Origin of the sequence: Streptomyces sp. NPDC001868 (assembly GCF_040297125.1) — a bacterium.
Taxonomy (GTDB): domain Bacteria; phylum Actinomycetota; class Actinomycetes; order Streptomycetales; family Streptomycetaceae; genus Streptomyces.
In genome coordinates this window covers 17,925-37,699 of record NZ_JBEOYO010000026.1, presented here as the reverse complement: position 1 = coordinate 37,699, position 19,775 = coordinate 17,925, and the positions used below count along the sequence as shown (strand labels likewise).

Genomic DNA, 19,775 nt, shown 5'->3' with positions numbered 1-19,775 from the left:
CGTCTGCAGCGCGAGAAGCCCCCTGAGCTGACCCGACCCGAGCCGCCGACGTGGCACGCCACAGCGCTCGCGCGTCCGTGTACTCGCGTAACCACCGTTCCGCCGCGTCACCGCGCGACCGCGCGACCGCGCACCAGAACCCCCGGGGAGACACATGTCCGCCATGCCCGTCCACGCCCTGAACGCCGTCCCGTCGCCGCGCCCCCTGCCCTCCTTCCGGGGCAGGATCGGCTGCGACGCCCGCAGCGGCCACTACGCCGTGCCGCGCCGCTACCGGCTCCATCTGTCGCTGTCCTGTCCGGGCGCCCTGCGCATAGCCGTCGTCCACAGCCTCCTCGGGCTGGCGGACGTCTGCCCCGTGACCCTCCTGCCCGCCGTGCCCGACGGCCCGAACGGCGAACACTCCGCGCTGCGCCCGCTGTACGAGGCGAGCGCCCACCGCTACCCCGGAGCGGCCGTGGCGCCCGTCCTCAGCGACGACTGGTCCGGACGCATCGTCAGCACCCACGCCCCCGACATCATGCGCGACCTCTCCCGGCGCTTCGGCGGCGGCCGGCCCGAGCTGTACCCGGAGGGCGCGGAGGCCGAGATCGAGGGCGTCACGCGCCTGTGCGAACAGGGCATCGACGGCGCCGCCCAGCGCGCCGGACGCGCCGACGCCGACGACCTGGAGCGCCGCGACGCGCTCGGCTCCCTGCTGCGCACCCTGCGCTCGCTGGACGCCCGGCTCGCCGCGCAGGAGTACGCCCTCGGTGACGAACTCACCGCCGCCGACGTCGAGTTGTGGGTCGCCCTGGTGCGGCTCGACACCGTGCACCGCTGGCACCTGGACGCCTCCGCCGTGCACCGCGTCGCCGACCACCCAAACCTGTGGGCGTACGCGCGCCGCCTGGCCGCCCACCCCGCCTTCGGCCCCCACCTCGACCTCGACGGCATCGCCCGCCGCCACCACGCGCACTGCCGGGGCCTGGAGGCCGCCGGCGCCGCCGTACAGATCCTGGACTGGGCCTCCCACGTCCCGGACCAGGCCGTATCGGCAGACGGACAGGCGTCCCATGTGCTGGACTGACGTTGACAGCGGCCCGCCGGGCCTGCGTTACTTACGGCCACCCGAAGAGCACGAGGCCCACTGGGCCGGAAGAACGATGGTGACGGACATGTACGCAACCCCCAGGCCCGCCGCATGGCGCCGCCAGGGCTGCGTGCCGCTCTGCGCCGACCGCGCCGTCGATCTGCTCCGGGTCAACAGCGCACTGTGTAGCGCACGTTAAGGCGCGGTCCGGGCCCGGCCCGGCGCCGCGCTCCCGTCGAGGCTGACGGTTCCCTGAACCCCTGAGACACCGCACCAGCGGTTTCCGTCTCTCTCCGCCAGCCCCGGTGTCGTGCGCATCCTGTGACTTTCCGTGCCTCCGTACGGCGAGCGGCGCCCCGCCCCGCCCGCCGTACCCGTACGCCGAAGTCACCCGCGCCGCCTGGGGTTTCGACACTCTTCCGGAGCCCTTGATGAGTGAACCCCCAGGCGCCGCCGTGTCCTTGACCGAGGCACCGTCGCCCGCCGACACCCCGGACAAGCAGCTCGCCGCCCAGCGGGTACTGCCGCTGCGCCGCCCGGGCCGCTGGATCGCCACCGCGGTCGTGCTGGTCCTCGCGGCCCAGTTCGTCCACGGCCTGATCTCCAACCCCTTCTACCAGTGGGACCGCTTCGCCTACTGGTTCCTGCGGCCGACCATCCTCGACGGACTGCTCATCACCCTCGAAGTCACCGCCTACAGCGCGGTGTTGGGCCTCCTCGGCGGTGTCCTCCTCGCCCTCGCCCGACTCTCGAAGAGCCCGGTCCTGCGCTCGGTCAGCTGGGTCTACATCTGGGCCCTGCGCTCGATCCCGCTGATCGTCGTCCTGCTGTTCCTCTACAACTTCAGCGCCCTCTACCAGACGCTCAGCGTGGGCGTCCCCTTCGGCCCGGCCTTCTTCACCTTCGACGAGTCGAGGCTCGCCACCGACATGGCCATCGCCGTCATCGGCCTCAGCCTCAACGAGGCCGCCTACGCGGCCGAGGTCGTCCGCGGCGGCATCCTCTCCGTCGATCAGGGCCAGCACGAGGCGGCCTCCGCCCTCGGACTGCCGAAGAGCTACCAGTTCCGCAGAATCGTCTTCCCGCAGGCCCTGCGCTCGATCACCCCGAACTACGTCAACCAGCTGATCGGCCTGATCAAGAGCACCTCGCTGGTCTTCTACGTCTCGCTGCTCGACCTCTTCGGCACGGCCCAGTCCATGGGCTCCACCTACCCGGGCGACATCGTGCCGCTGCTGCTGGTCGCCACCGTCTGGTACCTGATCCTCACCAGCGTCGTCTCCGTCATCCAGTTCTACGTCGAGCGGTACTACGCCCGGGGCGCCACCCGCACCCTGCCGCCGACGCCGTTGCAGAAACTGCGGGCCGGGGTCACCGACCTGCGGGGACGCATCCGCAGGGAGGCCGCCGTATGACCGCCGGGACGCTCGACACCACGACCACGGCCGCCACCGTCGAGGTGCACGACGTGCACAAGTGGTACGGCGCCCACCGGGTCCTCAACGGCGTCGACCTCACCATCCGGCCCGGCGAGGTCACCGTGATCCTCGGCCCGTCCGGCTCCGGCAAGTCCACGCTGCTCCGGGTCATCAACCATCTGGAGAAGCCAGAGATCGGCCATGTCAGCGTCAACGGCGAGCTGATCGGCGTACGCCGGCACGGCGACCGGCTGAAGGAGCTGAGCGAGCGGGCGATCCTCACCCAGCGCGGCCGGATCGGCTTCGTCTTCCAGAACTTCAACCTCTTCCCGCATCTGACCGTGCTGGAGAACGTGGCCGCCGCCCCGGTGGCGACCGGCAGGCTCGGCCGGGCCCAGGCCGACGGACTCGCCCGCGAACTCCTGGACCGGGTCGGCCTCGCCGACAAGGCCGCCGCCTACCCACGGCAGTTGTCGGGCGGACAGCAGCAACGCGTGGCCATCGCCCGCGCCCTCGCCCTGCGCCCCGGCGTCATCCTCTTCGACGAGCCGACCTCCGCCCTCGACCCCGAACTCGTCGGTGAAGTCCTCGCCGTCATCAAGGACTTGGCGCGCGGCGGCACCACGCTGGTGATCGTCACCCACGAGATCGGCTTCGCCCGGGAGATCGCGGACCGCGTCGTCTTCATCGACGACGGCCGGATCGTCGAACAGGGCCCGCCCGCCGAGGTCCTGGACAAACCGCGGCACGAGCGGACGAAGGACTTCCTCAGCAAGGTCCTCTGATCCCTGCTCGCGGCGCTCGGTCCGCGAGCCCTCCGAACTTCCCCCCACACCACCCTCAACACCCAGTCGAACGACAAGGACAGACAGCCATGCCCACGCACACCCGGTTCTCCCGGCGCAGCCTGCTGCGCGGCATCACCGCGGCGACCGCCGTCGCCACCCTCGCCACCGGGCTCGCCGCCTGCGGGGGCGACACCGAGGCCGCCACCAAGACCGACGCCGCCGGCACGGTCACCGTCGGACAACTCGCCAACGGCGCCGCCAAGGAGACCGAGATCAAGGTCTCCGAGGTGAAGTCCATCAGCGCCAAGCTGCCCGACGCGATCAAGAAGCGCGGCACACTGGTGGTCGGATCGGGCACGCTGCCCTCCGGCAGCCCGCCGCTCGGCTTCATCGGCAGCGACCAGAAGACCGTGACCGGCTCCGAGCCCGACCTCGCCAGACTCGTGGCCGCCGTCCTCGGTCTCAAGCCCGAGGTTCGCCAGTCGACCTGGGAGAACCTGTTCATCGGGATCGACAGCGGCAAGGTCGACGTCGGCTTCTCCAACATCACCGACACCGAGGAGCGCAAGCAGAAGTACGAGTTCGCCTCCTACCGCAAGGACGACCTGGCCTTCGAGACGAAGAAGGACAACGCCTGGAACTTCGACGGGAACTACGAGAACCTCGCGGGCAAGACGGTCTCCGTCGGCAACGGCACCAACCAGGAGAAGATCCTCCTGGAGTGGAAGGCCAAGCTCGCCAAGGAGGGCAAGAAGCCCCTCACCGTCAAGTACTTCCAGGAGAGCAACAGCATCTACCTGGCGCTGAGCAGCGGCAAGATCGACGCCTACTTCGGCCCCAGCCCCAACCTCGCCTACCACGCGGCCAAGACCGCGGGCACGCCCCAGGCGACCCGTATCGCGGGCCAGTTCTCCGGCGCCGGTGAGACCCTCCAGGGCCTGATCGCCGCGACCGCGAAGAAGGACAGCGGCCTCGCCGAGCCCCTCGCCGAAGCCATCAACCACCTGATCGACAACGGTCAGTACGCCGAGTGGCTGAAGGCGTGGAACCTCTCCAACGAGTCCGTGGAGAAGTCCGAGGTCAACCCGCCGGGCCTGCCGCTCACCAACTCCTGAACATCTGAGCACCCGTCAACCCGACCGCACGACATGCCCGTTGAATGAGGAGAGGACTCCGTACCCGTGGCCCATCAGACCGACCTCCACGGGGGCGGAGCCCCGTTCGCACCGGACACATCGGTCCTCGACAACGCCGTCTGGACCTCCCTCGACGGCCCGCACGCCCGCTTCGCCGAACGGTTCGGCAAGGCCGCCCGCTACCCGACCGACGTCTACGCCTTCGCCGCCCTCGCCGACCCGGGGGACCCGGCGGCCTGGGCCGACCTGCACACGCTCGTCGGTGCGGGGGCCGTCGTCCGGGTCAAGCCGGTCGACCGGGTCCCCGACGGCTGGGAGGTGATCGGTGGCGGACAGGGCGTCCAACTGGTGGACACGGGCCTCCGGGCCGAGCCCGCCCCCGAAGCGGTGCCGCTCGGCCTCGACGACGTCCCCGAGATCCTGGACCTCGTCGCCCGCACCGAGCCGGGCCCCTTCCTAAAGCGGACCATCGAACTGGGCACCTATCTCGGCATCCGGGACCGGGGACGGCTCGTCGCCATGGCGGGGGAGCGGATCCACCCGCCCGGCTGGACCGAGATCAGCGCGGTCTGCACCGACCCGGAGTACCGCGGCCGGGGCCTCGCCACCCGGCTGGTCCGCGCCGTCGCCGCGGGCATCCGCGAACGCGACGAGACACCCTTCCTGCACGCCGCCGCAAACAACGTCCCCGCCATCCGCCTCTACGAATCCCTCGGCTTCACCCTGCGCCGCCGCTCCACCATCCTGGCGGTCCGCAGTCCGGGAACACCCGGTGAGGCCACGGTGTTGTGACGCACGACGAGATCCGTGAGGCGCCGCCGCGCGCCCGGACGAAGGAGGCGACGACCGTGCCCCGTGCGCCGCGCGCCGTCTACCTCCACTCCCGGCCCCACATCGACCTCCAGCGGGTGGCCGGCGCGCTCTGTCGCTCCTGACCCGTTCGTTCAGCCGCTGTTGTCCCGTGTCCCGTGTCCCGTGTCCCGCGTCTCTCGTCCCGTGGCCCGTGCAGTGTCCGGGCCGGTGACGGATGCCGTACGCCCCTCCAGGAAGGCACCCACCCGTGTCCCCATCCGCCGCTTCCCCCTCGCCCGCTTCCCCGAACTCCTCCTCCGCGCTCCACCTCGCCGTAGCCCTCGACGGCACCGGATGGCACCCCGCCTCCTGGCGCGATCCGGTCGCCCGCCCCCGTGAGGTGTTCACCGCCGGATACTGGGCCGACCTCGTCGCCGAGGCCGAGCGCGGACTCCTGGACTTCGTGACCATCGAGGACGGCCTCGGCCCGCAGTCCTCGCACTTCCTGGACCCGGACGAGCGCACCGACCAGGTCCGCGGCCGACTGGACGCCGTCCTCGTCGCGGCCCGGATCGCCCCCCTCACCCGGCACATAGGCATCGTGCCGACGGTCGTGGCCACCCACACCGAGCCCTTCCACATCTCCAAGGCGATCGCCACCCTCGACTACGTCAGCACCGGACGCGTCGGCCTCCGGGTGCAGATCACCGCCCGGCCGAACGAGGCCGCCCACTTCGGCCGCCGTACGATCCCGCGTATCGAGGCCTACGACAGCCCGGACACCCGGGAGTTGGTGACCGAGCTGTTCGACGAGGCCGCCGACTACGTCGAGGTGGTGCGCCGCCTCTGGGACAGCTGGGAGGACGACGCCGAGATCCGGGACGTGGCCACCGGCCGGTTCGTCGACCGCGACAAGCTGCACTACATCGACTTCGAGGGCCGCCACTTCAGCGTCAAGGGCCCCTCCATCACCCCCCGCCCGCCGCAGGGCCAGCCCGTGGTCAGCGCCCTCGCCCATGACACCGTCCCGTACCGGCTGGTGGCCCGCCAGGCGGACATCGGCTATGTCACACCGCACGACACCGACCAGGCCCGAGCGATCGTCGCCGAGATCCGCGCGGAGCAGCGGGCCGCCGGGCGTGCCGACGAGCCGCTGCACATCTTCGGCGACCTGGTGGTCATCCTCGACGACGACCCGGCCGAGGCGGCGGCCCGCCGGGAACGCCTGGACACGCTCGCGGGGGAGCCGTACACGAGCGACGCCCGGATCTTCACCGGTACGCCCGCCCAACTCGCCGACCTGCTCCAGGAGTTGGCGTCGGCCGGGCTGTCGGGCTTCCGGCTGCGGCCCGCCGTGGTGGGCCACGACCTCCCGGCGATCACCCGAGGCCTGGTCCCCGAACTCCAGCGCCGCGACGCCTTCCGCCACGCCTACGAGGCCGACACCCTGCGCGGACTGCTGGGCCTGGCCCGCCCCGCCAACCGCTACGCCGCCGCCTGAGCGGGCGGGAGAGGACACCCCATGACCAAGCCCCTGAACCAGCCCTTCAGCCGGCCCTCGAACAAGCCTCTGAAGCAGATCCACCTGGCCGCCCACTTCCCCGGCGTCAACAACACCACCGTCTGGAGCGACCCGAAGGCCGGCAGCCACATCGAGTTCAGCTCCTTCGCGCACTTCGCGCGGACCGCCGAACGCGCCAAGTTCGACTTCCTGTTCCTCGCGGAGGGCCTGCGGCTGCGTGAACAGGGCGGAAATATCTACGACTTGGACGTCGTCGGCCGCCCCGACACCTTCACCGTGCTCTCCGCGCTCGCCGCCGTCACCGAACACCTCGGCCTGACCGGCACCATCAACTCCACCTTCAACGAGCCGTACGAGGTGGCCCGCCAGTTCGCGAGCCTCGACCATCTCTCCGGCGGGCGCGCCGCGTGGAACGTCGTCACCTCGTGGGACGCCTTCACCGGCGAGAACTTCCGCCGGGGCGGCTTCCTGCCGCAGGAGGAGCGCTACTCCCGGGCCAAGGAGTTCCTGGCCACGGCGAACGAACTCTTCGACTCCTGGGTCGGGGACGAGATCGTCGCCGACCAGGAGACGGGCGTCTTCCTGCGGGACGCCAAGGCCGGCGCCTTCGTCCACTCCGGGCAGCACTTCGACATCGAGGGCCGGTTCAACGTGCCGCGCTCACCGCAGGGCCGCCCGGTGATCTTCCAGGCGGGCGACTCCGACGAGGGCCGTGAGTTCGCCGCGTCGAGCGCCGACGCCATCTTCAGCCGGTACGCGAGCCTGGACACGGGCCGGGCGTTCTACACGGACGTCAAGAACCGCCTCGCCCGCTACGGCCGCCGCCACGACCAGCTGCTCATCCTGCCCGCCGCGACGTTCGTCCTTGGTGACACCGACGCCGAGGCGGAGGAGCTCGCCAAGCAGGTACGCCGCCTCCAGGTCAGCGGCGCCACCGCCCTCAAGCACCTGGAGTTCGTCTGGAACCGGGACCTGTCCTCCTACGACCCCGACGGCCCGCTCCCCGACATCGACCCGGACGTCAGCGACACCCACATCTCCAAGGGCCGCGCCCAAGTCCGCATGTACCGCGACCCGTTGGCAACCGCCCGCGAATGGCGGGAGCTCGCCGCCGCCAACAACTGGTCCATCCGCGACCTCGTCATCGAGACCGGCAACCGCCAGAACTTCATCGGCTCCCCGGAGACGGTCGCCCGCACCATCAACGACTACGTCCAGTCCGACGCCGCCGACGGCTTCATCCTCGTCCCCCACATCACCCCCACCGGCCTCGACCCCTTCGCCGACAAGGTCGTCCCCCTCCTCCAGGAACAGGGCGTCTTCCGCACGGACTACAAGGGCCCAACCCTCCGCCACCACCTGGACCTGGACCTGGACACCCCGACGTAGCCACAAACAGCGCCCCGCCCCACCTGCGGCCGCCCCCACCGAGGGCGGCCGTGCGGCTGGGGCCGGCGCCCTCCCGGTCGTCCCCCGGCGGGCAACCCTGCCGCTGCGACGGGGCCCACCGAGCCGCCCTCCCAACGGCAGGCAGTCGTGCGGCTGGGGGCGCCCTCCCGGTCGACCCCTGCGGGCAACCGTGTCGCTGCGGCGGGGCCCACCGAGCCGCCCTCCCAACCGCGGGCAGTCGTGCGGCTGGGGGTGGCGCCCACCCGGTCGTCCCCCCTGCCGGCAACCGTGCCGCCGCGACGGCACCCACCCAGCCGCCTCCCCCCAACCGCGGGCAATCGTGCCGCTGGGGCGGCACGGGTGGGCGCGGCGGCGCCCGGTGAGCGCCGGTGAGCGACAACAGACCTCCGCCCAGCCCCCGCACCGGGTACCTTCTGTTCAACAGTGCTGCACAGGCCGCCCCCGGAAGGGAGCCCCGTGTCCCCCGCCCCCGCGCCACCCGTAGGGGCCCGCATCCGCCAGGCCCGCCTGGCACGAGGCATGAGCCTGCGCGCCCTCGCCCGAGAGGTCGGCGTCTCGCCCAGCCTGGTCTCCCAGATCGAGACGGGCAAGAGCCAACCCTCGGTCAGCACGCTGTACGCCATCACCACGGCCCTGTCGATCTCGGTCGAGTCCCTCTTCGACGGCGACGGCGACGGCGGCGACGGCGTTGGCGATCGCGACAGCGACGAGCGCGGCGGAACCGGAAAGCCCCCCGCAACCCCGGCCCCAGCACCACCGCCCCCCACCACCGTCCCCCACGCCCTCGCCACCTTCGCCGCCGACCACACCCGCCGCCTCGGCCCCCTGATCAGCCCGGCGGACCGCGAACGACTGGAGCTGGACTCCGGCGTCGTATGGGAACGCCTCGGCCATGTTCCGGGCACGGACGTCGACTTCCTGCTCGTCACCTACCGTCCCGGCGGCTCCTCATCCGGCTCCGGCGGCCTCATGCGGCACACGGGCACCGAGTACGGCTGTCTCACCTCGGGCGAACTCGTCCTGACCCTCGGCTTCGAGGAGTTCACCCTGCGCCCCGGGGACGCGGTCTGCTTCGAGTCGGCGACCCCGCACCGTTACCGCAACGACGGCGACGAGCCGGCCGTCGGTGTCTGGTTCGTGTTCAGTACCACTTGACACCCGCCGCGCACGGTCGTTCACTCCGGAGTGATGGGGGTGGTCGCCGTGGCGATCCGCACATTCGGGCCCAACGCCGTCGACTGGGAAGAGCGCGTCGACCTGGACCGGCTCCGCAGGGAGCGCCTGGCCCGCCTGCACACCGCGCTGAACGGCTCCTCCCTCGGCGCCGTCCTCACCTTCGACTTCGCCAACATCCGCTATATGTCCGCCACCCACATCGGCACGTGGGCCATGGACAAACTGATCCGCTTCGCCCTCCTCGTACGCGGCGGCGAACCGATCGTCTGGGACTTCGGCTCGGCCGCCCGCCACCACCAGCTCCACAACCCGTGGCTCGACCACAGCGACGGCAAGAAGGGCCCCGACCACCCGCCGACCGGCGCCCGCGCGGGCATCTCCACCCTCCGGGGCGCCTTCCACCCGGACGCCGGAATCGACGCCGACGTGGCCGCCAAGATCGCCGCCGAACTCCGCGAACACGGCCTGGCGAACGAGCCGTTGGGCGTCGACATCGTCGAGATGCCGATCCTGGCCGCCCTGCGCGCCGAGGGTATCGACGTCGTCGACGGCCAGCAGGTCTTCCTTGCCGCCCGCCGCACCAAGACCCGCGACGAGATCTCCCTCCTCACCCAGGCCTGCTCGATGGTCGACGCGGCGTACGAGGAGTTGTACGGCTTCCTCCGCCCGGGCGTGCGCGAGAACGAATGCGTGGGACTCGTCAGCAAGGTCCTCTACGACCTGGGCAGCGAGTACGTCGAGGGCGTCAACGCCATCTCGGGGGAACGCTGTTCACCCCACCCGCACGTCTTCAGCGATCGCCTGATCCGCCCCGGCGACCCCGCCTTCTTCGACATCCTGCACAGCCACCTCGGCTACCGCACCTGCTACTACCGCACGTTCGCCGTCGGCAGCGCCTCGTCCGCCCAGCGCGACGCCTATGTCCGCTGTCGTGAGTACATGGACGCGGCCATCGCCCTCGTCCGCCCCGGTGCGACTACCGCCGACATCGTCCAAGTGTGGCCCCGCGCCGAGGAGTTCGGCTTCCCCGACGAGACGGCCGCCTTCGCCCTCCAGTACGGCCACGGCGTGGGCCTGTCGATCTGGGAGAAGCCCATCTTCAGCCGGCTCGTCTCCCTCGACCACCCCGAAGTCCTCGAAGAGGGCATGGTGTTCGCCCTGGAGACCTACTGGCCGGCCGCCGACGGCTGGTCCGCCGCGCGCATCGAGGAAGAGGTCGTCGTCACCGCCGACGGCTGCGAGGTCATCACCAAGTTCCCCGCCGAGGAACTCCTCGTCGCCGGCCGCAGATACTGGACGGTCGACGGCCCCCTGAACTCCCGCCGCGAGGCCCAGTCCCACCTCAACACCCGCCCGAACGGGGGCAGATGATGGCCGACGACCTGGAGGACGTGGCGGACCCACGGGTCACGAAGGGCACCGGGGCCGGCGCGGACGCCGACGACACCATGGACCCGGGCGAACTCCTCGCCCTCTACGCGCGGATGGCCCTCATCCGCCGCACCGAGAAGGCCGCCCAGGACCTGTTCCTCTCCGGCCTCGTCAAGGGCACCACCCACCTCGCCGCCGGCCACGAGGCCATCGCCGTGGGCGCGAGCGCCGCGCTCCGCCCCGACGACTACGTGTTCGCCACCTACCGCGGCCACCACCACGCCCTCGCCCGGGGCGCGACCCCCGAGGAGTGCCTGGCCGAACTCATGAGCAGGGCCACGGGGTTGTGCCGGGCCAAGGGCGGCTCGATGCACCTCACCAAGGCCTCGGTCGGCATGCTCGGCTCGTACGCCATCGTCGGCGCCCACCTCCCCATGGCGGTCGGCGCCTCCTGGTCCGCCCGGCTGCGCGGCACCGAGCAGCTCGCGGTGGCGTTCTTCGGCGACGGCGCCACCAACATCGGCGCCTTCCACGAGGCGCTCAACCTGGCCGCCGTATGGAAGCTGCCGGTGCTGTTCGTCTGCGAGAACAACCTCTACATGGAGTACACGCCCATCGCCGACGTCACCGCCGTACCCCGGCCCGCCGCCGACCGGGCACCGGCGTACGGCATCGACGGCGAGGTCGTCGACGGCAACGACGTGGTGCTCGTACGGAGGGCGGTGGCCCGGCTCGCGGACCGGGCCCGGGCGGGAGACGGGCCCGGACTGCTGGAGGCGCGGACGTACCGGCACTACGGGCACAGCCGGGCCGACCCGGCGACCTACCGCCCGGCCGACGAGGTCGAGCACTGGCTGAAGCACGACCCGCTCGACCTGGCCCGGGCCCGGCTCGCCGCCCTCGGCGAGTCGACCCTCGACGTGGACGCGCGCGTCGAACGGACGGTGACCGAGGCCGTCGAGGCGGCCAGGAACGCGCCCGGCCCCGACCCCGCCGAGGCGCTCACCGACGTATGGGCCGACGGAGGTGCCGTATGGAGGACGTGATCACCTACCGCGAGGCGGTCGCCGAGGGGCTGGCCCGGGAGATGCGGCGCGATCCGACCGTGGTGTGCCTGGGCGAGGACATCGCCGAGGCCGGGGGAGTGTTCAAGACGACCGTGGGGCTGCTGAAGGAGTTCGGGCCGGAGCGGGTGTGGGACACACCCATCTCCGAACAGGCCATCGTAGGCGCGGCGATGGGCGCCGCGATGACCGGGATCCGCCCCGTCGCCGAGATCATGTTCTCCGACTTCCTGGCCTGTTGCTGGGACTACCTCGCCAACGAGATACCCAAGGTCCGCTATATGACGGGCGGTCAGATCACCGTCCCGCTCGTCGTCCGCACCGCCAACGGCGGCGGCCTCGGCTTCGGCGCCCAGCACTCCCAGTCCACCGAGAACTGGGCCCTCACCATCCCCGGCCTGAAGATCGCGGCGCCGTCGACACCCGCCGACGTGATCGGCATGATGGCCGCCGCCGTCCGCAGTGACGACCCGGTGGTCTTCTTCGAGCACAAGGCCCTGCTCGCCACCAAGGGTCCGCCCCCGCCCCCGGACCACGTGGTCGAGCTGGGCCGCGCCCGGGTCGTCCGCGCGGGCGACGACCTCACCCTCGTCGCGCTCGCCGCCATGGTCCCCGTGGCCCTCGAAGCCGCCCGGCGCCTGGCCGAGGAGGGCATCGACACCGAGGTGATCGACCTGCGCGGCCTGATCCCGCTGGACACCGCCACCGTGCTCGGCTCACTCGTGCGGACCTCACGCCTGGTGACCGTCGAGGAGAACCCGTACCAGGGCGGCTGGGGCGCCACCCTCGTGTCGGTCGTCGCCGACGAGGGCTTCGGCCTGCTGGACGCGCCGATCCGGCGGGTGGCGGGGGAGTGCGTGCCCCTGCCGTTCGCCGACACTCTGGAGGAACGGGTCGTCCCGACCGTCGGCCGGGTCATGAGGACGGTCCGCGACCTCACCGCATACTGACTCCCCGTCAGTTTTCATACGGACCCACCTCTGGGAGGAACGGCGATGACCAAACGGATGCTCCTGCGCTCGGGCCATGTCGTCTCGATGGATCCGGCCATCGGTGACCTGCCCGAGGGCGACGTCCTCATTGAGGACGGCACGATCACGGCGGTCGCACGCGAGATCGACGCGGACGTGGACGCCGAGGTGCTCGACATGACCGGCCGTATCGTCATCCCCGGCTTCGTCGACACCCACCGCCACACCTGGGAGGCGTCCATCCGCGGCTGCGCCCCCGACGCCACCCTCGACGACTACTTCGTCGACGTCCTCGACACCTTCGCGCCCGTCTACACCCCCGAGGACGTGTACGCCGCCAACCTGGCCGGCACCCTGGAGTGCCTCAACGCGGGCATCACCACCCTCGTCGACTGGTCGCACATCAACAACACGCCCGAGCACCCGGACGCCGCGATCCGGGCTCTGAGGGAGACCGGCATCCGCGCCCAGTACGCGTACGGCAGCGCCAACACCTCCCTCGCCGACTACTGGTTCGACAGCAAGATCGCGGTACCCGGCGACGACGTACGCCGCATCCGCGCCGAACACTTCGCCTCCGACGACGGCCTGCTGACCATGGGACTCGCCACGCGCGGCCCCGGCTTCTGTACGAACGACGTGGTCACCCAGGAGTGGGGACTCGCCCGCGAGCTGGACATCCCTCTCACCGTGCACGTCGCCATGGGCCGCCTGGCCGGACGCTTCGGCATGGTCAGGCAGCTGCGCGAACTGGGCCTGCTCGGACCCGACACGACCTACGTCCACTGCTGTCACCTCAGTGAGGAGGAGTGGCGCATGGTGGCCGACAGCGGAGGCACGGTGTCCATCGCCGCCCAGGTCGAGACCCAGATGGGACACGGCTGGCCGCCCGTGTCGCAGGCGATCGAACACGGGCTGCGGCCGTCCCTGAGCATCGACGTCGTCACCACCGTGCCCGGCGACATGTTCACCCAGATCCGGGCCGCCTTCGGTGCCGAACGGGGCCGGGTCAACGCCGACTGTTGGCAGGCCAACCTGCCTGTCCCGGCAACGATGTTGACGGCACGTCAGATGCTGGAGATCGCCACGCTCAACGGGGCTCACGTGGCCGGTGTGGAGGACCGTACCGGCTCCCTCACCCCCGGCAAGCGGGCCGACATCGTCGCCCTCGACGCCACCGCCCTCAACATGGCGCCCGTGCACGACGCGGCGGCGGCCGTGACCCTCAGCGCGGACGTCTCCAATGTGGAGACGGTCATCGTCGACGGTGTGGTCCACAAGCGCGACGGCAGGCTCCTCGCGGACACCGGCCGGGCCCGCCGCCTGGTCGAGGAGTCACGCGACCGGCTGCTGGCGGCCGTGGCGGCGCGGAAGCCGGACGCATGACGCACCATGTGATACGCCGGGCCGCCGAAGCCCCCCAACCGCCATACGACAGCGGGGGGTTCAGGCGGCGCGAGATCATCGGCGAGACGGACGGCGCCGTACACACCGGCTTCGGCATCTGCGAACTACGGCCCGACGGCAGGGCCGGCGCCCACGTCCACTCGTACGAGGAGAGCTTCCACGTCCTGTCCGGCATCGTGATCCTCGACGTGCCCGACGACTCGTACCTCCTCGAAGAGGGCGACTGCACGACGACAGCGCCATCGTCGTCCTCGGCGGCCAGGCCAAGGAACGCCCCTACCCCGGGGCGACCACCGTCGCCACGGTCAACGCGGGCGTCACCGGCCTGGTCCACACCCTCGCCACGGAACTCGCCCCCGTCCGGGTCAACGCCGTCCACCCGGGCGTCGTCGGCGACAGCCCCTTCTGGTCGGGCAAACCCCTCGGCGCCCTGATCGACAGGACACCGACGGGACGCCTCGCGACCATGCGGGACGTGGCCGACGCCGTGGACTTCCTCCTCGGCAACCGCTCCGTCAACGCGGTGAACTTGAGCGTGGACGGGGGCTGGCTGCTGCGCTGACCACGAACGTCCTCCGTACGGTCGTGTCGCGGTCGGGTCGTACGGTCAGTCCTCGCGCGGCCAGTTCTCGGCCTCGAACATCCATCGCTGCTTCTCCAGCTCATAGGTGATCGAGATCAGCAGATCCTGGGTGACCTTGTCGGCGTGCTCCGTGGCGTCGATCCGCTCGCGCAGCCGTCCGATCGCCGTCTCCAGCGCCTCCACCAGCAGCCGTACGACCTCGGTGTCCCGCAGCCAGCCCTCCTTGGGGCCCTGCAGGGCGAACCGCGCGGCCACGGTCTCCGGCCGGCCGTCCGGGGCGATCCCGAGCGCCGCAGCGCGTTCGGCGACCTGATCGGCGAACTCCCGCGCCGTGGACACCACCTCGTCGAGCTGGAGGTGGATCGAACGGAACCTCGGTCCCACGATGTTCCAGTGGGCCTGCTTCCCGATCAGCGAGAGCCCCAGCAGATCCACCAGGCTCTCCTGCAGCGCGTCGCCCACGATCCGGCGGGCGGGCTCGGGGAGGCTGCTCCTCACTATCGTCATTGCGTAGTACTCCTCATCGCTTCATGCCGGCGAACGCTTCGTGCCGGGCGGCGTCGGCGCTCCCGGCCCTGCGGAGCAGGTCGGTGCGCTCGTCCTCGCCCATGCCGCCCCACACGCCGGCCGTCTGCCCGCTGCCGAGCGCCCAGTCGAGGCACTCGCGGCGCACCGGGCAGCGGGCGCAGACACGTTTGGCGGCGGCGACGTCGTCGAGCGCCGGTCCCGTGGTGCCCACGGGAAAGAACAGTTCGGGGTCCTCTCCCACGCAGGCAGCTCTCAGCAACCACTCCATGCGGGCCCGGGTGCCCAGGACGGATCGGGGAAAACGCGGCATCCCGCGCCGATGGAACCCGTCCTTCCGAAAGCGGTGGGCGTCAGCGCGCGAGGACTTCGTCCACGAACTCCTTGACGTCCGCCAGCACTTCGCCCCTGTTCGTCTCGTTGAACACCTCGTGCCGGGCGCCCGGATAGACGCGCTCGGTCCAGTCGGTGCCGCGGAACTCCTCGATGCCCGTACGGCTGCCGGGCAGCGGCACGATCCGGTCGTCGTCGCCGTGCAGCCACAGCAAAGGGAGCGCGCCGATGGACCCGTTCTTCGAGATTGCCTCCATGGCGCGGTCGATGGCCTCCAGCGTCGGCCGCTTGAACGGGCCGTGCCACACCAGCGGATCGTTCGCGTACAGGGCACCGACCCCCATGTCCCGCGAGAGCAGCTTCGGGTCGAGCGGCACGTCGGGCACCTCCGGCGGCGCGAGCAGCGCCCTCAGCGGCTCCCAGATCCCGATCAGCGGCCCGGACAGTACGACCCCGGCGAGCCCGGCGCCGTACCGCTGGGCGTACCGCGCGGCGATCAGACCGCCCATGGAGTGACCGATCAACAGCACCGGCAGACCCGGATACGCGGCCCGCGCCAGCACCTCCACGGAGTGCACATCGGTGACCACGGCCTCGAAGTCCTCGATCAGCACCCGCTCGCCCGCCGACCTGCCGTGCCCCATGTGATCGGGGCCGAACACCGCCGCGCCGTGCCGCACCAGGGCGTCGGCCACATGCTCGTACCGGCCGATGTGCTCCCCGTAGCCGTGCACCAGGAGCACGACGTACCGCGCCCCCTCGCACGGCCATTCCCGTGCGGTGACACCGCCCCGCGTACCGGCGAAGCTGTGCTCACGCGAGTCGGCCATGACTCCTCCAACTACGTCGGTGAAGGTACCCGGGGGATCTTGCCAGCCCGTCGGACGATGGTCCATGGGCCGTCCGGGGCGAAAGCCCGAACGTCTGAGCGGAGATCGCCCTGGGCCGCTCCAGGGCCAACTGGCGAGACGGTCCTGTCGCGTGCCGATAGGTGCGCCTAGCATCGGACTCCGCATGAACACGATGACACTCTGGCACCTGTCCACGGCCGAGTTCGCGGCCCTCGCCTTCGCGGCCCTGCTCGTCGGCTTCTCCAAGACCGCCGTCAGCGGTGCCAACACGGTCAGCCTCGCGATCTTCGCGGCGGTCCTGCCGGCCCGCGCCTCGACCGGCGTCCTCCTGCCGATCCTCATCGTCGGGGACGTCCTCGCCGTCCTGACCTACCGCCGGCACGCCCACTGGCCCACCCTGTGGAAGCTCTTCCCCGCGGTCGGCGCCGGCGTCGTCCTCGGCACGCTGTTCCTGGTCTGGGCCGACGACCAGATCGTCCGCACCTCGATCGGCGCGATCCTGCTGCTGATGACGGCCGTCACCATCTGGCGCCGCCGCACGGTCGACAAGGACGACGAGCCCGACGCGATCACGACCCGCGCCGGCCGGGTCAAGGCCCGCTCGTACGGCGTCCTCGGCGGCTTCACCACCATGGTCGCCAACGCCGGCGGCCCCGTGATGTCGATGTATCTGCTCTCGGCGGGCTTCCGGAAACTCGGCTTCCTCGGCACGTCGGCGATCTTCTTCCTCATCGTCAACGTCTCCAAGGTCCCCTTCAGCGTGGGCCTCGGCCTCATCGACGCCCACTCCCTGCTGCTGGACGCCGCACTCGCCCTGTTCGTGGTGCCGGGCGCCTTCCTCGGCAAGTGGGCGGTGAACCGCATCAACCAGAAGCTGTTCGAGCAACTGGTGATCGCGGCCACGATCGTGGGCGGCCTGCAGCTACTGCTGCGCTGAGGCCCCGGACGCGCTCAACTCCCGTGTCCCGGTGGCCAGCCCATGGGACAGGTCCTCCCGCAGCAGGCGCTTGGCGATGGTGTCGACGGCGGCCCGCAGATCCCCGTCGACGGGCCGGCCGTAGTCCTTCTCCAGCCGCCCCCGGAGCCAGTCGCCCCAGGCCTCGCTGATGACCCGGGCCTCACGGACCCCCGCCTCGGTGTGGGAGAACAGGGTGCCGTCCCGGGTGAGAAAGCCCTCCTCGATCATGCGCTCGAAAACCGGCACCAGGACCTCCGGGGGCATGTGGCGGCGGGCGGCGATCAGTGTCAGGTTGGCGTGCCCCACCATCCGGGTGAACAGCTCGACCTGCATCACCGCCCAGGCGCCCGCGATGTCCAGCCGGGTGTCGGATTCGAGGACGATCCGGCGGGCGGTCTCCAGCTCCGTACCGCCGATGATCTTCCCGACGGCGGCCTCCAGCAGCCGCTGCGAGTCCCCGGCGGGCGGCCTCGCGAACCCCTCGCCCATGTCCGACGAGCCGGCCCGCGCGCTGTCGCGCAGCTTCACCTGCTTGAGGAACAGTCCCACCACGAACCCGACGGCCGCCACCGGCACGGTCCACAGGAACACGGTCTGGAGCGTCTCGGAGTACGCCCGGACGATCGGCTCGGCGGCCCGCGCGGGCAGCCTGTGCAGCCCCTCGGGACTCTGCGACGCCCGCGCGATCACCGCCGGGTCCGCCACTCCCGTACGCGCCGCCTCCTCGACGGCGGCGGACAGCTTCGGAGCGAGCGTGTTGGCGTAGATCGTGCCGAACACGGCCGTACCGAACGAGCTGCCCAGCGTACGGAAGAAGGTGACGCCCGAGGTCGCGGTGCCCAGGTCGGCGTAGTCGACGGTGTTCTGCACCGCGATCGTCAGCACCTGCATGCACAGCCCGATGCCGGTGCCGAGCACGAACATGTACAGCGACTCCAGCCAGACGCTCGTACCCGGTTTCATCAGGGACAGCAGGAACAGGCCCACCCCCATGACGAACGCGCCCACGATAGGGAAGGTCCGGTAGTGCCCGGTCCTGCTGACCACGTTGCCGCTGGCCACGGAGGCGATGAGCAGCCCGATGACCATGGGGAGCGTACGGACGCCGGAGACGGTGGCCGAGTCGCCGTCGACGTACTGGAGATAGGTCGGCAGATACGTCATCGCGCCGAGCATCGCGAAGCCGACGATGAAGCTGAGCACCGAGCAGACCGTGAAGACCGGGTTGCGGAACAGCCGCATCGGCAGCAGCGGTTCGGCCGCCCGCGTCTCCGCCCAGCAGAACAGCCCGAGCGCGACCGCGCCGCCCACGAACAGCCCGATGATGACACCGGACCCCCACGCGTACTCGTTCCCGCCCCAGCTCGTCGCCAGGATCAGCGCGCTCGCGCCGGCCGCGACGAAGCCGATGCCCAGATAGTCGATGACGGGCCTGGACGCCGACTTCACCACCGGGATCGTGCGGGCGGCGGCCACCACCACGAGGATCGCGATGGGCACGTTGACGTAGAAGCACCAGCGCCAGGTCAGATGGTCGGTGAACAGCCCGCCGAGCAGCGGCCCGATCACCGTCGCCACCCCGAACACCGCCCCGATCGCGCCCTGGTACTTCCCGCGCTCCCGCAGCGGGATCACATCCGCGATCAACGCCATCGCCGTGACCATGAGCCCGCCCGCGCCCACACCCTGCAGACCCCGCCACACGATCAGCAGCGTCATGTTCGAGGCGAGGCCGCACAGGAACGAGCCCGTGATGAAGACGACCGCGGACACCTGGAAGACGACCTTCCGGCCGAACAGGTCGCCGAACTTCCCCACCAGGGCCGTGGACACCGTCTCCGCCAGCAGGTACGCCGTCACGACCCACGACATGTGCTCCGCGCCGCCCAGATCCGACACGATCGTCGGCAGCGCCGTCCCCACGATCGTCTGGTCGAGGGCCGCCAGCAGCATCCCCAGCATGATCGTCACGAAGACGACATTCCGCTGCCGCCTGCTCAGCACGGGCGCCTGCGCGGCGGGCGGGGCGGCGGCGTCACGGGTGATCGTCACACGGTCACGATCACACCCGTGCCCCGACCGTGCATGCCGGAGCCGGCGCTGGGTGCGCCTTCCGGGGTGGGGGGTTCGGTTCGTCGGCGGGTGCGGGTCCGGTGGGGGCGGGCCGCGCAGTTCCCCGCGCCCCTGAAAAGCAGGGGCTGCGCCCCATGCTTTTCAACCCGCAGCCCCGTCGCTTTTCAACCCGCAGCTCCATCGCCTTCAGGCCTGCGGCCCCGTCGCCGGGCCTACCGGACCGTCGCCTTTCCGGCCCGCCAGCCGGCCGCCTTCAGGCCCACCGGCTGGCCGCTTTTCAGGCCCACGGGCCCGTCGCCTTCACGCCCACCGGCCCGTCGCCTTT

The 19,775-nt window shown here is 71.1% G+C and carries 19 protein-coding genes and 1 pseudogene; 16 read left to right on the top strand and 4 right to left on the bottom strand.

What is annotated here, in order from left to right:
• The first annotated feature begins 154 nt into the window (after positions 1-154).
• From ABT147_RS27290 to ABT147_RS27220, 15 genes and pseudogenes are all read left to right on the top strand, one after another.
• The gene (locus tag ABT147_RS27290) at positions 155-1,069 is read left to right on the top strand and encodes a glutathione S-transferase C-terminal domain-containing protein (protein ID WP_351410745.1); all 915 of its coding nucleotides are present in this window, start codon (positions 155-157) and stop codon (positions 1,067-1,069) included.
• A gap of 434 nt (positions 1,070-1,503) precedes the next feature.
• On the top strand, positions 1,504-2,487 hold the full coding sequence (locus ABT147_RS27285; protein WP_351410742.1) for an amino acid ABC transporter permease: 984 nt from the start codon (positions 1,504-1,506) through the stop codon (positions 2,485-2,487).
• Positions 2,484-3,275: an amino acid ABC transporter ATP-binding protein gene (locus ABT147_RS27280; protein ID WP_351410740.1), complete on the top strand. Its 792-nt coding sequence runs from the start codon at positions 2,484-2,486 to the stop codon at positions 3,273-3,275. The genes ABT147_RS27285 and ABT147_RS27280 overlap by 4 nt, the downstream gene beginning before the upstream one ends.
• 89 nt (positions 3,276-3,364) lie before the next feature.
• Positions 3,365-4,393, top strand: coding sequence for an ABC transporter substrate-binding protein (locus ABT147_RS27275; RefSeq protein WP_351410738.1), 1,029 nt, complete (start codon positions 3,365-3,367; stop codon positions 4,391-4,393).
• A 66-nt stretch (positions 4,394-4,459) separates the two neighbouring features.
• Complete coding sequence (locus tag ABT147_RS27270) at positions 4,460-5,206, top strand: GNAT family N-acetyltransferase (protein ID WP_351410736.1); 747 nt, start codon at positions 4,460-4,462, stop codon at positions 5,204-5,206.
• On the top strand, positions 5,203-5,349 hold the full coding sequence (locus tag ABT147_RS27265) for a putative leader peptide (RefSeq protein WP_351410733.1): 147 nt from the start codon (positions 5,203-5,205) through the stop codon (positions 5,347-5,349). Before ABT147_RS27270 ends, ABT147_RS27265 begins: the two co-directional genes overlap by 4 nt.
• Positions 5,350-5,474: 125 nt before the next feature.
• Positions 5,475-6,707, top strand: a complete 1,233-nt coding sequence (locus ABT147_RS27260; RefSeq protein WP_351410731.1) for an LLM class flavin-dependent oxidoreductase — start codon at positions 5,475-5,477, stop codon at positions 6,705-6,707.
• A gap of 21 nt (positions 6,708-6,728) precedes the next feature.
• Positions 6,729-8,117, top strand: coding sequence for an NtaA/DmoA family FMN-dependent monooxygenase (locus ABT147_RS27255; protein ID WP_351410730.1), 1,389 nt, complete (start codon positions 6,729-6,731; stop codon positions 8,115-8,117).
• 477 nt (positions 8,118-8,594) lie between these two features.
• A complete protein-coding gene (locus ABT147_RS27250) occupies positions 8,595-9,293 on the top strand; it encodes a helix-turn-helix domain-containing protein (protein WP_351410728.1) in 699 nt (232 codons plus the stop codon).
• A gap of 33 nt (positions 9,294-9,326) precedes the next feature.
• A complete protein-coding gene (locus ABT147_RS27245; protein WP_351410725.1) occupies positions 9,327-10,685 on the top strand; it encodes a M24 family metallopeptidase in 1,359 nt (452 codons plus the stop codon).
• Between the two features lie 77 nt (positions 10,686-10,762).
• Positions 10,763-11,731 carry a thiamine pyrophosphate-dependent dehydrogenase E1 component subunit alpha gene (locus ABT147_RS27240; protein WP_351410895.1) on the top strand — a complete coding sequence of 323 codons (969 nt, stop codon included), beginning with the start codon at positions 10,763-10,765 and terminating at the stop codon, positions 11,729-11,731.
• A complete protein-coding gene (locus ABT147_RS27235; RefSeq protein ID WP_351410723.1) occupies positions 11,719-12,699 on the top strand; it encodes an alpha-ketoacid dehydrogenase subunit beta in 981 nt (326 codons plus the stop codon). Before ABT147_RS27240 ends, ABT147_RS27235 begins: the two co-directional genes overlap by 13 nt.
• A 45-nt stretch (positions 12,700-12,744) precedes the next feature.
• Entirely contained in the window at positions 12,745-14,106 is a 1,362-nt protein-coding gene (locus ABT147_RS27230; RefSeq protein ID WP_351410721.1) for an amidohydrolase family protein, read from the top strand.
• Positions 14,103-14,303 (top strand): annotated as a pseudogene (locus ABT147_RS27225) (cupin domain-containing protein); the annotation flags it as partial. The gene ABT147_RS27230 and the pseudogene ABT147_RS27225, both read left to right, overlap by 4 nt.
• Positions 14,225-14,689 (top strand): SDR family oxidoreductase, encoded by a 465-nt coding sequence (locus ABT147_RS27220; protein ID WP_351410893.1) that lies wholly within the window; start codon positions 14,225-14,227, stop codon positions 14,687-14,689. The pseudogene ABT147_RS27225 and the gene ABT147_RS27220, both read left to right, overlap by 79 nt.
• A 45-nt stretch (positions 14,690-14,734) precedes the next feature.
• Here the strand turns inward: ABT147_RS27220 and ABT147_RS27215 are convergent, their stop codons facing one another.
• The 3 genes from ABT147_RS27215 to ABT147_RS27205 all read right to left on the bottom strand — a co-directional run bounded on the left by ABT147_RS27215 (position 14,735) and on the right by ABT147_RS27205 (position 16,398).
• Positions 14,735-15,217, bottom strand: a complete 483-nt coding sequence (locus tag ABT147_RS27215) for a Dps family protein (RefSeq protein WP_351410719.1) — start codon at positions 15,215-15,217, stop codon at positions 14,735-14,737.
• A 13-nt stretch (positions 15,218-15,230) separates the two neighbouring features.
• Positions 15,231-15,506, bottom strand: a complete 276-nt coding sequence (locus tag ABT147_RS27210) for a WhiB family transcriptional regulator (RefSeq protein WP_351410717.1) — start codon at positions 15,504-15,506, stop codon at positions 15,231-15,233.
• 82 nt (positions 15,507-15,588) lie between these two features.
• Positions 15,589-16,398 carry an alpha/beta hydrolase gene (locus ABT147_RS27205; RefSeq protein ID WP_351410714.1) on the bottom strand — a complete coding sequence of 270 codons (810 nt, stop codon included), beginning with the start codon at positions 16,396-16,398 and terminating at the stop codon, positions 15,589-15,591.
• Positions 16,399-16,582: 184 nt separating this feature from the next.
• On the opposite strand from ABT147_RS27205, the gene ABT147_RS27200 reads away from it, so the two are divergent.
• The gene (locus tag ABT147_RS27200) at positions 16,583-17,356 is read left to right on the top strand and encodes a sulfite exporter TauE/SafE family protein (protein WP_351410713.1); all 774 of its coding nucleotides are present in this window, start codon (positions 16,583-16,585) and stop codon (positions 17,354-17,356) included.
• Here ABT147_RS27200 and ABT147_RS27195 read toward each other — a convergent pair.
• Positions 17,342-19,429, bottom strand: a complete 2,088-nt coding sequence (locus tag ABT147_RS27195; RefSeq protein WP_351410711.1) for an MDR family MFS transporter — start codon at positions 19,427-19,429, stop codon at positions 17,342-17,344. The two genes, ABT147_RS27200 and ABT147_RS27195, sit on opposite strands and share 15 nt — an antisense overlap.
• Positions 19,430-19,775: the final 346 nt, after the last annotated feature.